The organism is Paenibacillus maysiensis, assembly GCF_000520815.1.
Classification (GTDB): Bacteria; Bacillota; Bacilli; order Paenibacillales; family Paenibacillaceae; genus Paenibacillus; species Paenibacillus maysiensis.
The window spans coordinates 56,794-74,968 of sequence record NZ_ASRY01000272.1; the positions used below are offsets into that span (position 1 = coordinate 56,794).

Here is an 18,175-nt window from a genome sequence, read left to right on the forward strand (position 1 = left end):
TTAATCCACCTTCGCTTTCATAAATTGTTCGATTTTAGTGTGTGCTTCTGCTACCGTGAACAGCTTGTCCTGTGTGCCAAAAAAGGCGCCTGCCAGCACTTCTTCCTTCACGGAAAACAATTGTTCCGCGTGCTCCTTAAGCTCCTTCAGCGTATAGCGGGGGCCGCTTGCTTCCTGCCCGGCATTGACCGGGGCCTGCTCGTTGTTTTCCAAGGTCACTCGGACCACCTCATTTCAAAATAGGATGAATTTCCACTCTGCGGATTAACGCCGCTTCCTCAGCCGGACGCATACGTCGCTGTACCAGCGTCAGCCGGAGCTGACCGTCCAAAATCGCATCCGCCTGCAAATCTGCGGAAGCTTCTGACGTAGACATGTAACGGCCCTTCTCCTGATCCAGAGGAAGCTGAATTTGGGCGGCAAAGCCCTCGACCAGCGCGGAAGCCGCGCGGTTCTCTTCAGCAGTGTCCGGGGCAATAACGTGCCCGATGAACCGTTTGCGAAGTTCATACATCGAGGCTCCCGCCATCCTGGTCTCGCAGCCGCTCAGCCGCCATAAGACCGCATGCCGTCCCGGCTGTGCGGGCCATGCATCGGCGTACACCGACCACGTCTCGCCCAACTGCTTCTGCGTCCAGCGGGTCAGCGCCGTCAGCCATTCATCCGGCTGTGCAACACCGTTTGCCGGAGCGGCCGCCGGACTACCCTCCGTTTCAGGCACATACACGCCAAAACGTAGCGTTCTGTAGGCCTTGCCCGTAACGGTATCCAGCTTTTCCGCATCCCGCACGCCCAAATAGTGCGCGGTAAAAGCCGACGTGTCCTCGCCTTCGCCTGTCACCGGTTCCCGGTGCAGTCCGGCAATCAGGGCGTTCGCCCATACATCGGCCTGTGCCAGCCCGGCTTGTCCTGCGTACAGCTTGATGCGGACAACCTGCCGATATCCGGCCCAGGACGACTTCCAAATTTCCTCGCCCAGCGCCATAACGGCGTACGGCTCCTCTGCCGTCTGCGACGGTGGCTGAACATCGTATACGCGCCCTTGAAGCGCTGGAACAATGTCAATGAGCTTTTGTTTAAAGGCTTGTCTCATCCTGCGGCATGCCACCTTTGCGCATCCTGCACTCGCATGTTGTGGCTGCTTACCCAAGCTTTTTTCCACTTTCGTGTTCTCATCCGGCGCAGCCTCGTACTCATGCATTGCAGCATCCCTTGCTTAGGCAACACGACTCCTCCTTTCTATTCAACGAATTCCCGGGAATCGACAGGGACGACAACCGCATGAAAAAACCGGCCCTGATGGCCGGCTAACTTTTGACTGTGTGTGTCTTCGGTATGTCCTCTTGTCTTGATTCCCGATGATATAATCTTACACCCTTATAACGAATGCGTTGCCGGGGAAAAGGACGATAAAAGCAGAGACTAGGGATGAAGTTGGGTGGTATTTTGAGAACGTATGTTCGTGTTAATAAAAAAGACCTTGACCCCTGCTATTACAGGAAATCAAAGCCTTTTAAGAAATGATATTAAAATAGAAATGCGAACGAATGGATAATTATTACATCACCCCCATTTTCGATCCGTGCCCTTCTGTAAGCCAGCCAGATTCAAAACACCTTGATCCGCCAGTGCAAGCGCCATTTTGTAAAAAGCCCGGGTGCGGATTTTCGTGTACGTATCTTTGCTTACTGGCGGATCGAGCACATAATTGTAAACCTTGTAGTCGAACACATCGTCATCCTTTAAATAGCGCTCACGGATGAGTAACTGTTCGCGTTCATTCAAACGGCCGACTACGACATCCACCATTTCGCAATAAGCCAAACGAGCTGCAGGAGCATCTACATTATATACGGCTGTCCGTGCCGTTGGATCGCTGGTCACATTCGTCGGGCCGTTCGGGCGATCCGTATAGCCGGCAGTAATGAAACTTTCCCGGTCCATAAAGGTAATGGTTTTATAAATCCGATATTTTTCAAATACCCCCTCCAGTGCGTTCTGCGTTTTGCGTCTGTCTAATTCGGGTAAGTTATTTTTCATGTAAAGCAACACTCCTTATCTTATGCCTTTTGACAATGATGTATTTTTTTAAATCGTACAACTCTTACGTTTACAATTCGTTCCCCTTTTGTTCGTATTATGAGTATAACATAACATTATTTAGGATAGCTATCCATCGGCAAAAAAAGCGATCTAGCTTCAAAAACAGGATATTCGCTTTATTTTTCTATGCCTTTTGGCATATTACGTGCTTTTACTATTTGCCTAATGGTATAATGGAACTAATCTTTTATTCTGTTGCAGAAGGGGGTCGCCATTGTGGAACAACCAGCATTCGGAACATACTTAAAGCAGCAGCGTGAGCACAAGCAATGGAGCATTAACCAATTGGCAGAAGTGGCTGGCATCAGCAATTCACAAATTTCCCGTATTGAAAACGGACTGCGTGGCGTACCCAAGCCCTCTACTCTCCGCAAAATAGCGGACGCGCTCGGTGTATCGTATACCGAGATGATGAAGAACGCCGGATATTGGGGAGACGATGATTCAGTAGAGCAGCATTCACACGAGTCCTATCGTTCCAACGTACCGGAATGGGCTACTTCCAAAGACCGCCGGGATTTTAAAAAAATGCTGGAGGAAGACGGCGAATTGATGTTCGACGGCATTCCGCTGGATGAAGAAGATCGTCAACGGATCAAGGATGTGCTGACAGGTCTGTTCTGGGAAGCCAAACAGATGAACAAGCATAAATCCAAATCGCCCCCAACGGGCAGTGATCAGGAATAGCAGGTGAGCGCATGAACGAACTCATTCACAAACTCGTCCGAAAATACCGTACGAACTGCCCCTTCGATATTGCGGAAGCTCTGGGTATCCATATCCGTTACAGCGATCTGGGTCCCGCAACCAAAGGGCTGTACTATCGCAAGCTACGCAGGAGATTCATCGTCATCCACAACGGGCTTACACCGGAGTGGGAACGATTCGTCTGTGCGCATGAATTGGGGCATGACCGACTTCATAAAGGCGTCAGCCGCTTTTTTATGGAAGAGCATTCCTATTTCTGCCCCGGCAAATTTGAGATGCAAGCCAATCGGTTTGCTGTGCTTTTGCTCAGTGAAGGACAACCGCCGCTTACTGACGAAACGCAGGAGCACTATTTATCCCGGATCGGTCTGCCCAAGGAGGCTATCCTTTTTATTGACCCTAAAACAGAACATTAGTTCTCACATATAATTGTTGTTTATTACTTCCTCTTCAATATAGGTAATTTCACGATGGCTTTAACAACCGATATATAAAAAAATTTTCATTGCTCTTATATAAAATAGAAGTTATTTTTACAATCTTCTGATAAAATGTGGACGTAAGCGGTTTCTCTAATTCATTCATTTTATAGGAGGTTGAAAGAACAACATGAATTCATGGAAAAAAATCTCGTCCATCTTGACGACCGCCGCGCTCCTGCTCGGATGTCTTGGAACAGCAGCAGCAGACCCGGCAGCCAGTACGGGAACAGCGGGAAGTGCAACTCCTCCGGTCAGCGGGAAACACATCACCATCCTACATACGAACGACACCCATGCCCACGTGGTCGCTAACGACAAGGAAATGGGCTTCGCCAAGCTGGCAGGCATCATTGACCAGTACCGCGCTTCCAATCCCAATACGCTGCTGCTGGATGGCGGAGATACGGTTCATGGAACGACCTTCGCTACCTTGGTCAACGGCGAGAGCATCGTGAAAGTAATTAACAAGCTTCGCTATGATGCGATGGTACCAGGCAACCATGAGTTTAATTACGGCTGGAAGCATCTTGTGGAGCTGAGTAAGGAAATTCAATTCCCGGTACTCAGTGCCAACATTAAGCAAACAGACGGAACACGTTTGTTCCAGCCTTATGTCATTAAAGAAGTAGATGGCGTTAAAATTGGCATTATCGGCCTGACTACACCCGAAACGGCATACAAAACGAATCCTAAAAATGTCGAGGGCATTCAATTCACCGATCCTGCTGTTGAAGCCAAAGCGGCTGTAGATGAAATCCGCAGTAAAGTGGATGTTGTCGTGGTCCTCGGTCATCTGGGACAGGATGCATCCAGCAAAGACACGAGCCTTAAGGTCGTGAAGGAAGTGCCCGGCATTGATATTTTCATTGATGGACACAGTCATACCGTACTGGAAAAAGGCTTGGTCGCTGACAATGGTACACTGATTGCAAGCGCGGGCGAATATACGAAATATCTGGGCGTTGTGGATTTATGGGTTGACGGCGGTAAGGTTACCCAAAAACAAGCGAAGCTGATTGATTCGACGCAAGCAGTCGATGTTCAGCCCAATGCTGAAATGGCTACATTGATCGCCTCTGTTCAGAAGGAACAGGAACCTATCCTCAAAGAGGTTGTAGCACAAACGAGTGTGAATCTGGAAGGAGCGCGTGAAAAGGTACGTGCAGGTGAAACCAATCTTGGCGACCTGCTCACCGATGCCATGCGTGATATTTCAGGGGCAGATGTGGCCCTGACCAACGGCGGCGGCATTCGGGCGTCCATCAAAACGGGAACAGTAACCAAGGGAGACATCATCACTGTGCTGCCCTTCGGCAACCAGATTGTTACCCTGAAAGTGAAAGGCTCCGACATTCAGGCAGCACTTGAAAATGGCACTGCCTCCTATCCGGAGCCAAGCGGCGGTTTTCCACAGGTATCGGGGATCTCGTTTAAAATAGATACATCAGCAGCCAAGGGGAGCCGCGTCCATTCCATCCTGATTGGCGGAAAAACGCTTGATCCTGATGCCACGTACACACTGGCAACCAATGACTTTACGGCTGTAGGCGGAGATCAGTATACAATGTTCGCCAAATATCCGCAGGCAGGTATGTTCGGATCGCTTGACGAGGCGCTGATTCGCTACATGCAAAAGGTTGGCTCCGCCAGCCTGCAAGTACAAGCAGACGGCCGCATTCAAGAAGCCAAAGCAGACGGCAAGGCTTCCGTTCCTGCTGCCCAGCCTGTACCATCTGCTCCAACCGCAACACCGGCACCTGTGCAGGAAGAACCGCAAGTGGTCTCTACCCCGTCTGCGAAACCTGCACCAGCCAAAGCTCAAACAGCGAAGCCACAGCAGACAACGGCTTCTGCGCAAGCTGCAAATAGCCATGTGTATATTGTAAAGTCCGGGGATACACTGTATGACATTTCCCGCCAATACGGGTTCACCTGGCAACAGCTTCAAAAGCTGAACAAGCTGAAAAATCCTCACCGCATTTATCCGGGGCAAAAGCTTGACCTCCCGGCCTAATTCAATAAGCTTGTAAAGGCAGCGTCCGAAATCCCAGTGGTTTCGGACGCTGCTGTATGTCAGGAGGTTATTTTTATGCGTTAGTCCAAACTCATTTGGAATCGCATATTTTTTCAAAAGCCAGCCTTTTAGACGCTGACAAGTTGTGAACCGAGAGGTATGATGGAGAAGACCCATTCGGGCAGAAAACATCCATCCCGTTCTCCAATGGGATCAGTTATATGTGTGGAAGGAGCACAAAAATGCAATACATTATTTATGATCTTGAGTTTACCGTTAGCCGTAACGCCAGATATTCCTCCGAAATCATTGATATTGGTGCCGTCAAGGTCATGCAGGGAGACGATGGCCTGTACGTTGCAGACACGTTTCACAGCTTTGTCAGACCTTCGAATCGGCCTGTGCTGTCTACGGATACCGTGCAGTTTACCGGTATTACTCAACGAGACATTGATGCGGCCCCGCTCTTCCCTGAAGCTGTGAAGCAATTTATCGCATGGCTCGGAACGGACTCACCCTATTACTTGTGTGCATGGGGGCCGGATGACCGTCAGAAGCTCGTATCCCATTGCCGCACCCATCATGTGGACCTCCATTGGATTCATAATACGAATGATATACAAAAGCAAATCTCCCGTCTGTTTGGCTCCAATGGTAAGTACCGTCAGCTGAGCTTGTCCCAGGCGCTGGAGCTGTGCAACATTGACTTTGACGGTCAACAGCACCGTGCGCTGGACGATGCAGTGAATACCGCTCAGGTTTTCATGCACCATTTTGATCGTATCACATTAACCCATAACGCTTCTGACGATGAAGAAAGCCGGGGCTCAAAGCTCGTATACTCTACACCGGAAGAAGAACAGGAGCAGTACAGTCCATTCGGCAATCTCGCCGACCTGTTTAAGGACCGTTAGGCGGATAGCACCCCGGCCCGTTCCGGGGGATCTATCACCCCCTTGTCATTCTTGATTCCCTGCCTTTTTATCGGAATAAAACGCCCCCCAGGTTCGGAGCATTTCCTGCATTCGCTTGCGGTATCGCAAAGGCTCCAAAATTTCCGCCTCCGCTCCATATTGAGTGAGCCAGTCCAGAAATTCACCATCATGATTAACCGTTACCTCAAACAATAGACTTCCATCCGGCAAATCCTTGAGAAAAGGCTTAATGAACAGCTCCTCTTCTTTGACCCGATATACAGATTCGGCAGAAAACCTCACCACAAACCGAATATTTTGGTTCCCCTTGGTAACCGACCAGGTTCCCTTAAAAAACATTTCCATTTCAGAAATATTCTTCTGAAACGTATACGGCAAAATCCTCAGATTTCGAAAACGGCTGATCCGAAAGGTTCTCATGGCGGCTTGCTTGTGACAAAAACCAAGCATATAAAAACGCCGATCCTGCGGAACCAGACAATAAGGATCAATCTGAACCAATGATACATCTTCATTTTGAGGCGAACTGTACTCCGCTTCAATAGTCTGCTGTGTAAGACTTGCCAAAACAATCAGCCTGAGCAGATAAGGCTGGTTTTCCCGCTCAAGTGTCGAGCCGAGCCGGACGATATTTTTCATTTCCTGCGCGAAGCTTGTCTGGTCCATCTTTTTTTTCTGACTGGAGGCCATCACTTTCTCATAAGCACTTTCAAAAGCTGGTGGTAAAAGAGGCTTTACGGTTTCCATGACATCCCCCAGCTTGGCAAAAGCCTGTGCCTCTTCTTCCGTCCAATTGAGAGGATACAAGGCGAAGTTACTAATAAATATGTATCCTTTGCCATGCCCCATATTGGCTATTGGAATATGCATAGCGCTTAGAGCCTCCATATCTCGGTAAATGGTGCGTTCTGATGTTTCACAACGTTCGGCAAGCTCTCTTGCCAATATCCCCGGATTTGCCTGAACAATAGTAATAATCCGCATTAACCGTATCAACCGATCAGTCAAGGAAGTCTCTCCTTTACAAAAAGATAGCAAATTAGACTCACTATATTACATAAATAAACTAGTATAATTGCCTACTTTAAATTTTAATTTCGGTAAAGCGAACATCCTATACAGATATTCCTTTATTAACAAAGACTTTAGAACTATACGTATTAAATGATTCAAAAGTCCCACTCCATTTATTGCGTACGGCAAAGAGTAATTCAGCTTCTTCCAAATATTCCATGTCTTCTGTTCTCGCCGCCCGTATAAGCAGTTCATCTGCTTGTCTGGTAAGGACCAACGCCCCTCGCTCATGCTCCCCCTTCTCGTACATACGCAATGCTTTCTTCACAATCGGAGCCGTCTCATTCAGCTTTATGTATTTCTCCACCTTTGGGTTGGATGGAATGCTCAGCAGACCAAGATGATGCGTGTAATGGATATAGAGCTGATCTGTTCGAATCTGCGTCCGTTTCTCCTGAGTTGGCTTACGCCAGCTCCACTCCATTAATCCAATGGTATGTCTTCCGGAAGAGTGGGCCGGTATAAAAAATGACAAAATAGCCTGCTTATACTTCCCCCTCCGCAGATCACCACAGTGAACAAGCATGCACTCTCCGTCTTCGGAGCGATTGAAGCTGAGCCTGGCCCCATCCACTTTTAATAGATTTACCCCACTCTCTGGAATGAACCGGAGTTGCAGGTCACATCCAACTGTTTTCGGCATTAAAGTCCCTTTTCTTTTACGTATAGCCCCATGGCCCCATTCTATCAGCAGATTTACTTGTTCGGACCCATTCGCAGATATAGACTCTTTGTCCCATGTGTACGTTACGTTAACCATTGACTTCATCACTGGTAAATTCCCCCTAAAAAGAACATGTAACTCTAAATTAACAGTGTTATCTGACACTATATTGTCAGGGAACGTAAGTTCGTTGCCGAAAATTATACATGGTAATCTATAGGAAGGGGGAGTATATCAATAAATAACATTTTAGCCCAATGAAATTGCATAATTACGCAAAAAAACAGCCTGGCATAAGCCGGGCTGCATTATAGTCTCTTTTCATATATAAAACTAAGAATTTGTAGTTTTTGCCAAAGAAATATTCGCTTTTGTGCAAATATCGGAAACAGGCGCAAAAGTTATGCTGTCCACCACCAGTTCCTTCGACAAAGGCTTTCCGTTTACGGTTATTTTTAACGTTTTATAGGTTTGTTCTTTTTCGTTCATCGTTCATTTCCCCTTCTAAATTCTTGCTTAATATATTTATACTCATTTCTGTTCTTCATCAAATAGGGTTGGCTCTTGTATGTGCTCGCCAGAAAATTACCGGAATGTTTCTGCTTCCTTGATATACCCGTTTTGAGGTACACTTAAACTAAAATATCGACTTTTTTTGTAAATATTTCTCCCGGATTTGTCATCCTGTTATTCTAAACTTTGAACCCTAATCATTACACTGTACGTAACCATAAGATATGGGTAATTATGCTTATCATTTAACATCTTGGTGCATCAGAAGGAGGAATATCTCTTGGTACGACAAATTTCTCGCTTTGCTTTCTGCCGCCGTGTCGTCTGCGCTGCTGTAGCGCTTATGTTTATTTTTGGAGGAACCGGAGTTCCGGGAGCGCATGCCGCCTACTGGGATGATGTATACCAGGGCTTTGAGCAATTTTCCAGGCTGCCTGGCGATGTATATCAGCTCAAGGAAAGCTATAAGCAAACGCAGGAAGAGCTGCAAAAGGCCCGTAGCAGCATTGAGGCTTATCAGGAGCAAAACGCACAACTATTACAGCAAAATCGCAAGCTGACCGACACCGTTACCGAGCTGAAAAATCTTCAGGTTCAGCGCGATCAGGCTTCACACCGTAACAGGATGCTGATCCTCACAGCCGTCATTCTGCTGGCTGGTTATTTTATCGGTATCCGCTTGCTACGTTACGGGATGCGTCGACGTTCAAGAAGATACTAACCGCCTGAAAGGATGAAAGGTCAGAATGGACATACAAGCAGGACAACACCATGATGAGAGCGTCGGTTCGGTCGTAACGCTTGATCTGACGGAGGGAGAAAAGCTGCATGTTCTTCACCCGCAGCAAATCATCGCGTACCGCGGACCGAGCTCAGGTCGTAGCGACAAGCTGATGAATATTAAAGGCATGTACCGCAAGCACAAGCTGATTCAGGCCGATTTTACAGGAGCTTGCCGTCTGATTGCCGCACTTCCCCCCGGCTTCAGTCTGAAAATGATTGAGCTGGAAGGAGGCGATGATCTGCTATACGATTTTCGCAACCTGTTCTGGTACAGCTCCGGTATCCATATGCGCACCAAGCTGCTGAGCGTGAAAAACATGTTGTTCAGCCGCGATGTCATTAAAATGAAATTCGACGGCATCGGGCAGATCGGTCTATTGACTCAGGGACTGGTATGCCAGGAACAGCTTCATCCAACAGATCCAATATATGTCGATGCAAGCAGCGTCATTGCCTATCCCGAAAACGCCAAGCTGGATCTGACAGTGTACGGCAACCATCTGGCCAGTCAGCATATGAATTATCATTTTAAAATGACCGGACACGGTACTGTGCTTTTTCATGCGGGTGAGCATCATCGACGGCTCCAGCAGGATATGAACGACGATGGCGTGATCAAACGCTTTTTAAGGGAAGTCATTCCATTTGGCGGAGTGTTTATCAAATAGCCCTGCCATGCTATAATAAAGACGTCTGTCCTCTGACAGACACCAAATGAAGAAAGTCCATGCGTCATGCATGGGAGAGGTTCGCGAACTCCCTCTATAAAAAACTAACGATGCTTTGTCCTCCGCAAGAAAAATGAATTCGCGGGGCAAGGCCTGTTTTTTGTTGAAGCTGGTTCAAGAACTCTCCTTCTTCCATGAGACAAGACCCTGTGTCTTTCACCATTCCAAGAAGATCGAGAGGTTTTTTATGTTTACCAACGAAAAAGCAGTCGTCGTATTCAGCGGCGGCCAAGACAGCACGACCTGTTTATTTTGGGCAAAAAAACATTTTGCCGAAGTAGAAACGGTGACGTTTGATTATGGTCAACGTCACAAGCAGGAAATCGAAGTAGCCGCCGGAATCGCCCGCGAGCTGGGTGTTCCGCAAACGGTACTGGATATGAGCCTGCTTAATCAACTAGCCCCTAATGCCCTTACACGCACCGACATTGACATTACTCAGCAGGAAGGCGAGCTGCCCAGTACCTTTGTAGACGGCCGCAACCTGCTGTTCCTCAGCTTCGCAGCGGTGCTCGCCAAGCAAAAAGGAGCACGTCATATCATCACAGGCGTTTGTGAGACGGATTTTAGCGGCTATCCCGATTGCCGTGATTCGTTTATTAAATCACTGAACGTTACTTTAAATCTTTCCATGGACTATCCCTTCGTCATTCATACCCCGCTCATGTGGTTGAATAAGGCCGAAACCTGGCAAATGGCCGATGAGCTGGACGCCTTTGAATTTGTGAGAACCCGTACACTAACCTGCTATAACGGCATAATTGGAGATGGCTGTGGCGAATGCCCTGCCTGCAAACTACGCCGCGCCGGGCTGGAACAGTATCTGGCTGTACGCGAAGCTTCGTCGCAAGGAGTTGAAGGCCATGCGTGAGCCGGGCACCTTTCGTATCGTCGACAAGCTCCAGCAGTTCGGGACGGACATTGAACACTCCCAGCTACGTTACCATCGCAAACGCGTACTGGTCAGCAAGCAATTTACATTCGATGCAGCACACCATTTGCACTGCTACGAAGGCAAATGCAAAAATCTGCACGGACATACTTATATCGTCGTTTTCGGCATTAGCGGCATACCAGGCGAAACCGGTCTGACCCTTGATTTTGGTGATATCAAAACAATCTGGAAAGAGCGGATCGAGCCTTATCTGGATCACCGCTACCTGAATGAAACGCTGCCCCCGATGAATACAACGGCGGAAAATATGGTCGTCTGGATCTTCGAACAAATGGAGTCCGCCCTGACCTCGGAAGCCTACCGCAATCGTGTGGAAGGCGGGCGCACTGAATTTGTGCGGTTGTTCGAAACACCTACCAGCTATGCCGAATTTCGACGGGAGTGGATGCTGGATGAGTAATATCACGGCGACTCACCAAGCAGCCACACCTTCCCCTGGAACGAAAACAGCCCCTATCCCTGTACTAGAGGTGTTTGGTCCTACCGTTCAGGGCGAAGGCATGGTTATTGGGCGCAAAACGATGTTTGTACGTACCGCAGGCTGCGATTACCACTGCTCATGGTGCGATTCCGCCTTTACCTGGGACGGCAGCGCCAAGGATCAGATCCGTCGTCTCAGCGCCGCAGACATTTGGCAGGAGCTTCAGGCCATCGGTGGCACACGGTTTTCACATGTAACCCTTTCCGGGGGCAACCCGGCCCTGCTGCCGCAGCTTGGAGAGCTGATTACCCTGCTGCGAAGCCAAGGCATTGCTACCGCCGTCGAAACGCAAGGCTCCCGCTGGCAGGAATGGCTGTATGATATCGACGAGGTAACCCTGTCACCCAAGCCGCCCAGCTCTGGTATGACGACCAATTGGGACGTGCTGGATGACATCGTAGTCCGACTGTCAAATCGGAAGATTGCCGGAGAGTCTCCAAAGCCTTACGCTGGAGCTTGCAGTTTAAAGGTCGTCATATTCGATGACACCGATCTCGAATATGCCCGTACGGTTCACGAGCGCTACTCGCACATTCCGCTGTTCCTTCAGACTGGCAACCCAGATGTGAACACGGAGAACACCGGACAGATCGCGGAGTCCCTATTGCATCGTTATGAATGGCTTATTGACCGTGTCATGGACGATTCACGTCTGAACGACGTACGGGTACTCCCGCAGCTCCACACCCTCGTATGGGGCAACAAACGCGGCGTATAGCACTGATAAGTAATATATTCCGTAGGAACTGGATGTGCTCCACAAGCACACCAAATTTATACGAAGTACACTTTCGACATCCAAAGTTATTAACAAGAGAAAGTTTCGTCTGTAAGAACGGGGTTTCTCAATAATGCTAATGCTCCTTTAATAAAGGAGCAAACGGATTAACCACTACTCACCCACATTTTAAACGAGTAGGGACTTTATGGTGTTGACAGCGGTCGGCAGCGGAGCGGAGGATTTGAAGCTGGAGAAGCGCCAGCGATCGGAAGATCAAATCCTTCGCGGAGCGCCTCACCACCACCATAACTCCCATCTCGTTTACCAAACTAAACTTAAGGAGCCTCACCACTATGACCGGAAGAACACCCGAAGAAATGACCGACGTTACCCTGCTTGGCAATCAGGGCACACAATACACCTTTGCCTATGATCCCGCCATTCTCGAAAGCTTTGATAATAAACATCCGTACCGTGACTATTTTGTAAAGTTCAATTGCCCGGAGTTCACCAGCCTGTGCCCGATTACAGGACAGCCTGATTTTGCAACCATCTACATCAGCTACATTCCCGATATTAAAATGGTCGAAAGCAAATCTCTTAAGCTGTACCTGTTCAGCTTCCGCAACCACGGCGATTTCCACGAGGACTGCGTGAACATCATCATGAACGACCTGATCAAGCTGATGGACCCGCGTTATATCGAAGTGTGGGGCAAATTCACGCCGCGCGGTGGCATCTCTATCGACCCGTACACCAACTACGGCAAGCCGGGAACGAAGTACGAGCAGATAGCGGAGCACCGTATGATGAACCATGATATGTACCCGGAGACGGTAGATAATCGTTAATATTTTACGCAATTTCACTTATCAATGATTTGCTATTGTAAAGATACTTAAAACCTAATACCCACATCATTAAACAGTGAAGTGCACCTTAGAATTGACATGGGAATAACCCTTCCGTTATCCGATGAATTCTAAAGGTGCACTTCAATTGTTGTATACCGAGTTTATTACTTTGTGACCTTTAACTGAATGCTGTCGGCATTGTAGACAACCTTCACTTTGTACTTGCTTGGCAATCCAGTGGTTTCAATGGAAGTAAACGTTCCATTTCGTTTACCATAAGTCATGATCGTGGCACCGTTAGCTGGTACATATTTGTTTGAAAAATTCAGACGCAATTTCCCATTAGGTATTGCAGTGCCTTTAATTTTGAGCAAATCATTTTTACTCAGAAGGTTGAGCTCAAGTGTACCCTTGGCAGATTGTTTGTAATTTCCGCCGATGACCAGCTTTCCAGAAACATTTTCAGTGAGGGTACCCCCGTTGTTCGTAACATCCCCACTTCCGAAAGCCGTTTCCGAATTCCCCTCAAGTGTGCCTTGGTCGATCTGTGTACCGCCAGAATACGTATTGTTGCCCATCAGCTTCAACGTACCTGTACCCTTTTTGGCCAGCTTTCCAACGCCGGAAATATTGTTGCGCCAGCGATCCAAAGCATTGAAACCGCCTTTGGAAGCGTCCATGGTCACGGTAACGTTATTGGCGAATGCACCATAACCATCTGCGGCGGCAAAGAGATTAAGCCGTCCCCATCCCTCAGCATCATCCAGCACAGGGTAGCCAGAAGGAAGACCCGTGGTTGCCAAAACCCAGCGACGTTGCGTGCTGTCCAGGTAAGGCAGACGCGTTTCCAGTAGCACCTCAGCTCCCTTAGGCACCGTCATTGCAGTCGTGGTTGGGTTAATTGGACTGAATCCGTATGTCAATCGTTGGGTATAGCTTTTTTTATTGGCAGAGTAATTGCTGAACCGATCCGGGGCAGTCCCCTTTTGCGTTAACAATTTACTGTGAGCATCCTGATAAGCCGCTTTTTTCAAACTGCTATTGGCTGGATCAGACAGAATGGCAGCAGCCGTCGCAGTTGCCATGACGCGCCCTCCCATAACATCAAGCGGCGAATGCATGCCGGCAACAATACGATTGTTACCTAGCTCCGAAGCTCGCGTAAGCAGTTCCTGGTAACGCTCTGGTACGGCATAGGCCATAGCAATAGCGCTAAGATACGCGGCATTGGTATGACCACTAGGAAAGCCGCCATCCTTGCTCGGATCAGAATTTTGAGCAGGAAGCAGAGTCGGAACTACGACTGAATTATTGCTCCAACGAAACGGACGAGGATAGCTAAAGTAAGCCTTGGCCGAGCTCGTCGAAGAGTAATCACCACGCAAGGTATTGACCAAATTCACGATATTGCCAAGAGCGGAACTCGTACTACCTGCATTAGTTCCGGCATCTTCATATTTTTTAGTCAGGGCATCCGCCGGAATGTCGTTGATCGTTGTATTTGCACCTGCATTCTTTCGATATACATCGGTAAGCGAACCCAGGCCGTCGATCACGCTGTAGCTCTGGTTTCTGCGATCATCCAAATAAGCCGCATCTGCCTCACTTGAAGTACGGCGAGCAGCCATATCAATAACTTTTTGAATATTGGCGTCCAGTACGCTACTGTTCAGCTTGGTACCTGTATCCCAGGTAGCGCCGGGAGTCCAAAGTTTATTAAATCCGGAAAGCAGCCCGATGGTCGGATTAGAGCTTTCCGTCTTATTATCAGAGCTATTATTTTTATAATTGTCTACGAAATATCCCCACGACGGTTCTGTTGGAGTTACCGTTGTTGGCATGGTTGCCGCACTCGCATAACTTCCACCCAGGGAACTTATAAGTAAGGGTACAGATAATAAAGCAACTGACAATGGTTTCCTTAGCGATTTCATTCTCAAATCAGATCCTCTCTTCTCTTGTGCTCTTCATACTTTCTCTACGAAGCTATTACCTATACAACAAGTTGTATGACATAAAGAATCATATCTTTAGTTTGTTAAATGAAGAGCATGGTTTTGTTAATTTATTTTTGCTTATGTACATGATCATCCACTCCAGAAAACTTCCTCCCTTTGAAAAGAAGCGGCTATACTGATATCTTTATCAGTATGAAACTTTTATGAGGAGTGTTTTGGATTGACACAATTAGGAAGGAATGATCTCTGTCATTGCGGCAGTGGTAAAAAGTATAAGAAATGCTGTTTAGACCAGGATCAACAAGCGCAGCGGGAACAGCACAGCTCCTTTCCAAATCAGGAACCGGGAAACAGCACTCAGTGGCAGGAAAGAATTGAACACACAGAATCACCACAAAAATTCAGAAAGCTTATAGGCAAACTGAACTGGCCAACAGAAGCACAATATCAACTGGCTGACGAGCTTTTTATGGCCCTTTATGCGGAAAATAACTTAAAATCCCTAATCGTACGTGGATGCCTCATGGAGACATTACTGCTCTGGAATAACTTCTGTAACTTAAACAGCCCATCTTTCCGTAAACCTGGGGGTTATAAAGCTGCTCTTGAGTATTTTTTTCTAACTGAATTTGGCATGCTGGTTACTCAAGCTGATCTCGCAACCAAGCATGGAGTCTCCGTATCCAGTCTGTCTAATAATTTGCGAAGATTGGAGGATTTTTTTGAAGAATATGGGACGGAAAATGATAATCTGGCAGCTCTGACCTCGTCTAACAAAGTTGAAGAGATGACCGCTTATTCCGAACTCGAACATGAAAAAATGCTAAGAAAAATTCAGAAATTAATGGAATCCCAGGATCATGAAGGCCTTGAGGATGCTCAGAATTTTCTGGCTTTGCAATTAAACAACTCTGAATTATTGAGAAACGATTCTCCGATAAGCTTGGAGGAAAAGGCCTACGAGCTGATGATCAGGGCTGAATCAGAAACTTCCCTTGCAAAGAAAAAGAAACTCATCAGCCAAGCGCGAGAGCTTGATCCTAACAATGTAGATGCTTTGCTTATGCTTTCGAAACTAGCAACAGATATTTCAGAAGCCATTAAGCTGGCCAATTCTGCTATGACATATGCCCGAGATGAACTGGGTGAGGACTTTTTTGTGCAAAACAAAGAATATTTCTGGGGGATGGTCGAGACTCGCCCCTACATGCGCTCGAAGGAGTTGTATGCCAAACTGGTGTATACATCAGGCAGAATTAGTGCCGCTTGTGAACAATATGAGCAATTACTAGCATTAAATCCCAATGATAATCAGGGGATTCGGTATAGCCTGCTTCTTTGTTATTTGGAATTAGAACGCTTCGAACAAGCAGAACAGCTACTGCAATCCTATGCAAATGAAGGGTCAACGGAATTTCAATACGGTAAACTGGCTCTGGAGTACCTTCAAAATGGAGAAACTGCGAATCTGACTTTTTTGTATAAGCTGGCTCGTAAACAAAATCGCCATGTCCCGGCCTATCTGCTTGGGAAAAAAACCTTGCCTTCAACACAACCCCAGTACATGACACCCGGCGATATAAATGATGCCGTTCAGTATGTGGATTCTCATGAAAATCTTTGGGCTCGGTTATATGGATTGGTCGAATGGATGAGAAAGCAAGCCTAAGCAACCTATGAAAAGGATCTGCTCTCCGGGTTAAATAGAGGGCAGGTTCTTTTCCATTTTGAAGCTATCGGTTTCAAGCTGCCTATATGCAGACCACCTTTAGCTAAATCAAGCAATTGCGAGTAAGCAGCAGGATGGGAAAGAACCACCGAGTAAAGATGGCCTTTATCCCCCTTTCAGCCATTTGCTGCAAACAGATCGCTTCCTATATCTTAAAATATACATACATAACCGGAGGTTGCCATGACTACTAAAACTGCCGTAAAAAAGGAAACGGGCCAATCGCTCCCTCTGCCGGGACCTCAAGCGAAGGGTACCGTTTTTGCGATTCTGATTGCCATCAGTTTCGTTCATCTGTTCAATGACTCGATTCAATCGGTCATTCCTGCGATCTTTCCGATCTTAAAAGAATCCATGAACCTCAGCTACACGCAGATCGGCTGGATTTCATTCGCCATCAATTTTACAGCTTCGATCATGCAGCCGGTCATTGGCTTGTTTTCGGACAAACGACCTACGCCCGCGATCCTTCCGATCGGCATGGGCTTTACGCTGACCGGCATGCTGCTGCTGGCCTATGCTGCCGATTATAAAGCGGTGCTGATCGCGGTCATCTTCGTGGGTCTGGGCTCAGCGGCCTTTCACCCGGAAGGCTCGCGAGTGTCCCATATGGCGTCCGGACCACGCCGGGGGCTGGCTCAGTCCATTTTCCAGGTTGGCGGCAATGCAGGCCAATCGCTGGCACCGATGCTTACGAGCTGGATTTTTATCCCGTTGGGGCAATTTGGCGCCATCTGGTTCACAGGTATTGCCGCAGCGGGTATCGTCGTCCAATCGTTCATCGCCCGCTGGTATGGTAACGTCCTGCGCACGGAAGGCTATGCACGTAAAAAAGCGGCGGTACGCCGCATGAAGCCCGAAGCACGCAACCGTATTATGTTTGCCATGATTGTTCTCATCCTGCTGGTATTCGTTCGTTCGTGGTATTCGACCTCGGTCGGAAGCTACTATTCGTTTTACCTGATGGAAGTATTTAAAATGCCATTGGCTGATGCTCAGTTGTACATTTTCCTGTTCCTCGGGGCTGGAGCGCTTGGCACCTTCTTTGGCGGCCCGCTGGCGGACCGTTTTGGTAAACGTAATATGATTTTCCTGTCTATGGTATTGGCCGCACCTCTTGCGCTGTTGCTGCCTTACGCCAACCAATTCTGGACCGCTATCCTGCTGCCGATCATCGGATTTATTATGCTGTCGAGCTTTTCGATTACGGTCGTATATGCGCAAATGCTCGTTCCCGGCAAAATCGGAACCGTCTCCGGTCTGATCACAGGCCTCGCTTTCGGCCTTGGCGGTGTAGGTGCGCTTGTGCTCGGCAACTGGATTGATAAGGTAGGCATCACCAATATCATGTTCCTGTGTGGCTTTTTGCCTCTGCTCGGCATTTTGACATTCCTGCTTCCTACAGATAAAACCTTAAACCGCTGGGCGGAAGAAAACGGAGCCGAAGTGTAACAGGTAACCGTGTGGCGGCCA

The 18,175-nt window shown here is 47.9% G+C and carries 19 protein-coding genes and 1 riboswitch; of the genes, 12 read left to right on the top strand and 7 right to left on the bottom strand.

Annotated features, from left to right (window positions below; translation table 11 throughout):
* From L696_RS0119640 to L696_RS0119650, 3 genes are all read right to left on the bottom strand, one after another.
* On the bottom strand, positions 1-219 hold the full coding sequence (locus tag L696_RS0119640; protein ID WP_025685152.1) for a YqzN/YkzM domain-containing protein: 219 nt from the start codon (positions 217-219) through the stop codon (positions 1-3).
* 10 nt (positions 220-229) lie between these two features.
* The gene (locus tag L696_RS0119645; RefSeq protein WP_049827454.1) at positions 230-1,201 is read right to left on the bottom strand and encodes a hypothetical protein; all 972 of its coding nucleotides are present in this window, start codon (positions 1,199-1,201) and stop codon (positions 230-232) included.
* A gap of 362 nt (positions 1,202-1,563) precedes the next feature.
* Complete coding sequence (locus L696_RS0119650) at positions 1,564-2,040, bottom strand: ArpU family phage packaging/lysis transcriptional regulator (RefSeq protein ID WP_025685154.1); 477 nt, start codon at positions 2,038-2,040, stop codon at positions 1,564-1,566.
* Between the two features lie 279 nt (positions 2,041-2,319).
* On the opposite strand from L696_RS0119650, the gene L696_RS0119655 reads away from it, so the two are divergent.
* From L696_RS0119655 to L696_RS0119670, 4 genes are all read left to right on the top strand, one after another.
* A complete protein-coding gene (locus tag L696_RS0119655; protein ID WP_025685155.1) occupies positions 2,320-2,790 on the top strand; it encodes an XRE family transcriptional regulator in 471 nt (156 codons plus the stop codon).
* Between the two features lie 11 nt (positions 2,791-2,801).
* Positions 2,802-3,227: an ImmA/IrrE family metallo-endopeptidase gene (locus L696_RS0119660; protein WP_025685156.1), complete on the top strand. Its 426-nt coding sequence runs from the start codon at positions 2,802-2,804 to the stop codon at positions 3,225-3,227.
* Positions 3,228-3,420: 193 nt separating this feature from the next.
* On the top strand, positions 3,421-5,307 hold the full coding sequence (locus tag L696_RS0119665) for a 5'-nucleotidase C-terminal domain-containing protein (RefSeq protein ID WP_025685157.1): 1,887 nt from the start codon (positions 3,421-3,423) through the stop codon (positions 5,305-5,307).
* Between the two features lie 242 nt (positions 5,308-5,549).
* Entirely contained in the window at positions 5,550-6,221 is a 672-nt protein-coding gene (locus L696_RS0119670) for a 3'-5' exonuclease (RefSeq protein ID WP_025685158.1), read from the top strand.
* Positions 6,222-6,266: 45 nt separating this feature from the next.
* Here the strand turns inward: L696_RS0119670 and L696_RS0119675 are convergent, their stop codons facing one another.
* The 3 genes from L696_RS0119675 to L696_RS31250 all read right to left on the bottom strand — a co-directional run bounded on the left by L696_RS0119675 (position 6,267) and on the right by L696_RS31250 (position 8,469).
* Entirely contained in the window at positions 6,267-7,250 is a 984-nt protein-coding gene (locus L696_RS0119675; protein ID WP_025685159.1) for a helix-turn-helix transcriptional regulator, read from the bottom strand.
* Between the two features lie 106 nt (positions 7,251-7,356).
* Positions 7,357-8,088 carry a hypothetical protein gene (locus L696_RS0119680; protein ID WP_049827455.1) on the bottom strand — a complete coding sequence of 244 codons (732 nt, stop codon included), beginning with the start codon at positions 8,086-8,088 and terminating at the stop codon, positions 7,357-7,359.
* A 225-nt stretch (positions 8,089-8,313) separates the two neighbouring features.
* Entirely contained in the window at positions 8,314-8,469 is a 156-nt protein-coding gene (locus tag L696_RS31250) for a hypothetical protein (RefSeq protein ID WP_162833919.1), read from the bottom strand.
* Between the two features lie 304 nt (positions 8,470-8,773).
* Between L696_RS31250 and L696_RS0119690 the strand changes: the two genes are divergently transcribed.
* The 6 genes from L696_RS0119690 (at position 8,774) to queF (ending at position 13,012) form a co-directional block, all read left to right on the top strand.
* A complete protein-coding gene (locus tag L696_RS0119690) occupies positions 8,774-9,214 on the top strand; it encodes an SH3 domain-containing protein (protein WP_025685160.1) in 441 nt (146 codons plus the stop codon).
* A gap of 25 nt (positions 9,215-9,239) precedes the next feature.
* Positions 9,240-9,944 carry an AIM24 family protein gene (locus L696_RS0119695; RefSeq protein WP_025685161.1) on the top strand — a complete coding sequence of 235 codons (705 nt, stop codon included), beginning with the start codon at positions 9,240-9,242 and terminating at the stop codon, positions 9,942-9,944.
* A gap of 70 nt (positions 9,945-10,014) precedes the next feature.
* A riboswitch (PreQ1 riboswitch) is annotated at positions 10,015-10,058 on the top strand.
* 133 nt (positions 10,059-10,191) lie between these two features.
* Positions 10,192-10,875: a 7-cyano-7-deazaguanine synthase QueC gene (gene queC, locus L696_RS0119700; protein WP_025685162.1), complete on the top strand. Its 684-nt coding sequence runs from the start codon at positions 10,192-10,194 to the stop codon at positions 10,873-10,875.
* Entirely contained in the window at positions 10,868-11,359 is a 492-nt protein-coding gene (gene queD / locus L696_RS0119705; RefSeq protein WP_025685163.1) for a 6-carboxytetrahydropterin synthase QueD, read from the top strand. The genes queC and queD overlap by 8 nt, the downstream gene beginning before the upstream one ends.
* On the top strand, positions 11,352-12,158 hold the full coding sequence (gene queE, locus L696_RS0119710; protein ID WP_025685164.1) for a 7-carboxy-7-deazaguanine synthase QueE: 807 nt from the start codon (positions 11,352-11,354) through the stop codon (positions 12,156-12,158). The genes queD and queE overlap by 8 nt, the downstream gene beginning before the upstream one ends.
* A 356-nt stretch (positions 12,159-12,514) precedes the next feature.
* Complete coding sequence (gene queF / locus L696_RS0119715) at positions 12,515-13,012, top strand: preQ(1) synthase (protein ID WP_025685165.1); 498 nt, start codon at positions 12,515-12,517, stop codon at positions 13,010-13,012.
* A 167-nt stretch (positions 13,013-13,179) separates the two neighbouring features.
* On the opposite strand, the gene L696_RS0119720 is transcribed toward queF, so the two are convergent.
* Positions 13,180-14,949 carry an acid phosphatase gene (locus L696_RS0119720; protein WP_025685166.1) on the bottom strand — a complete coding sequence of 590 codons (1,770 nt, stop codon included), beginning with the start codon at positions 14,947-14,949 and terminating at the stop codon, positions 13,180-13,182.
* A 244-nt stretch (positions 14,950-15,193) separates the two neighbouring features.
* Between L696_RS0119720 and L696_RS0119725 the strand changes: the two genes are divergently transcribed.
* Both L696_RS0119725 and L696_RS0119730 read left to right on the top strand, forming a co-directional pair.
* Positions 15,194-16,642, top strand: coding sequence for an SEC-C domain-containing protein (locus L696_RS0119725; protein WP_025685167.1), 1,449 nt, complete (start codon positions 15,194-15,196; stop codon positions 16,640-16,642).
* Positions 16,643-16,885: 243 nt separating this feature from the next.
* Positions 16,886-18,154, top strand: coding sequence for an MFS transporter (locus tag L696_RS0119730; RefSeq protein ID WP_025685168.1), 1,269 nt, complete (start codon positions 16,886-16,888; stop codon positions 18,152-18,154).
* Positions 18,155-18,175: the final 21 nt, after the last annotated feature.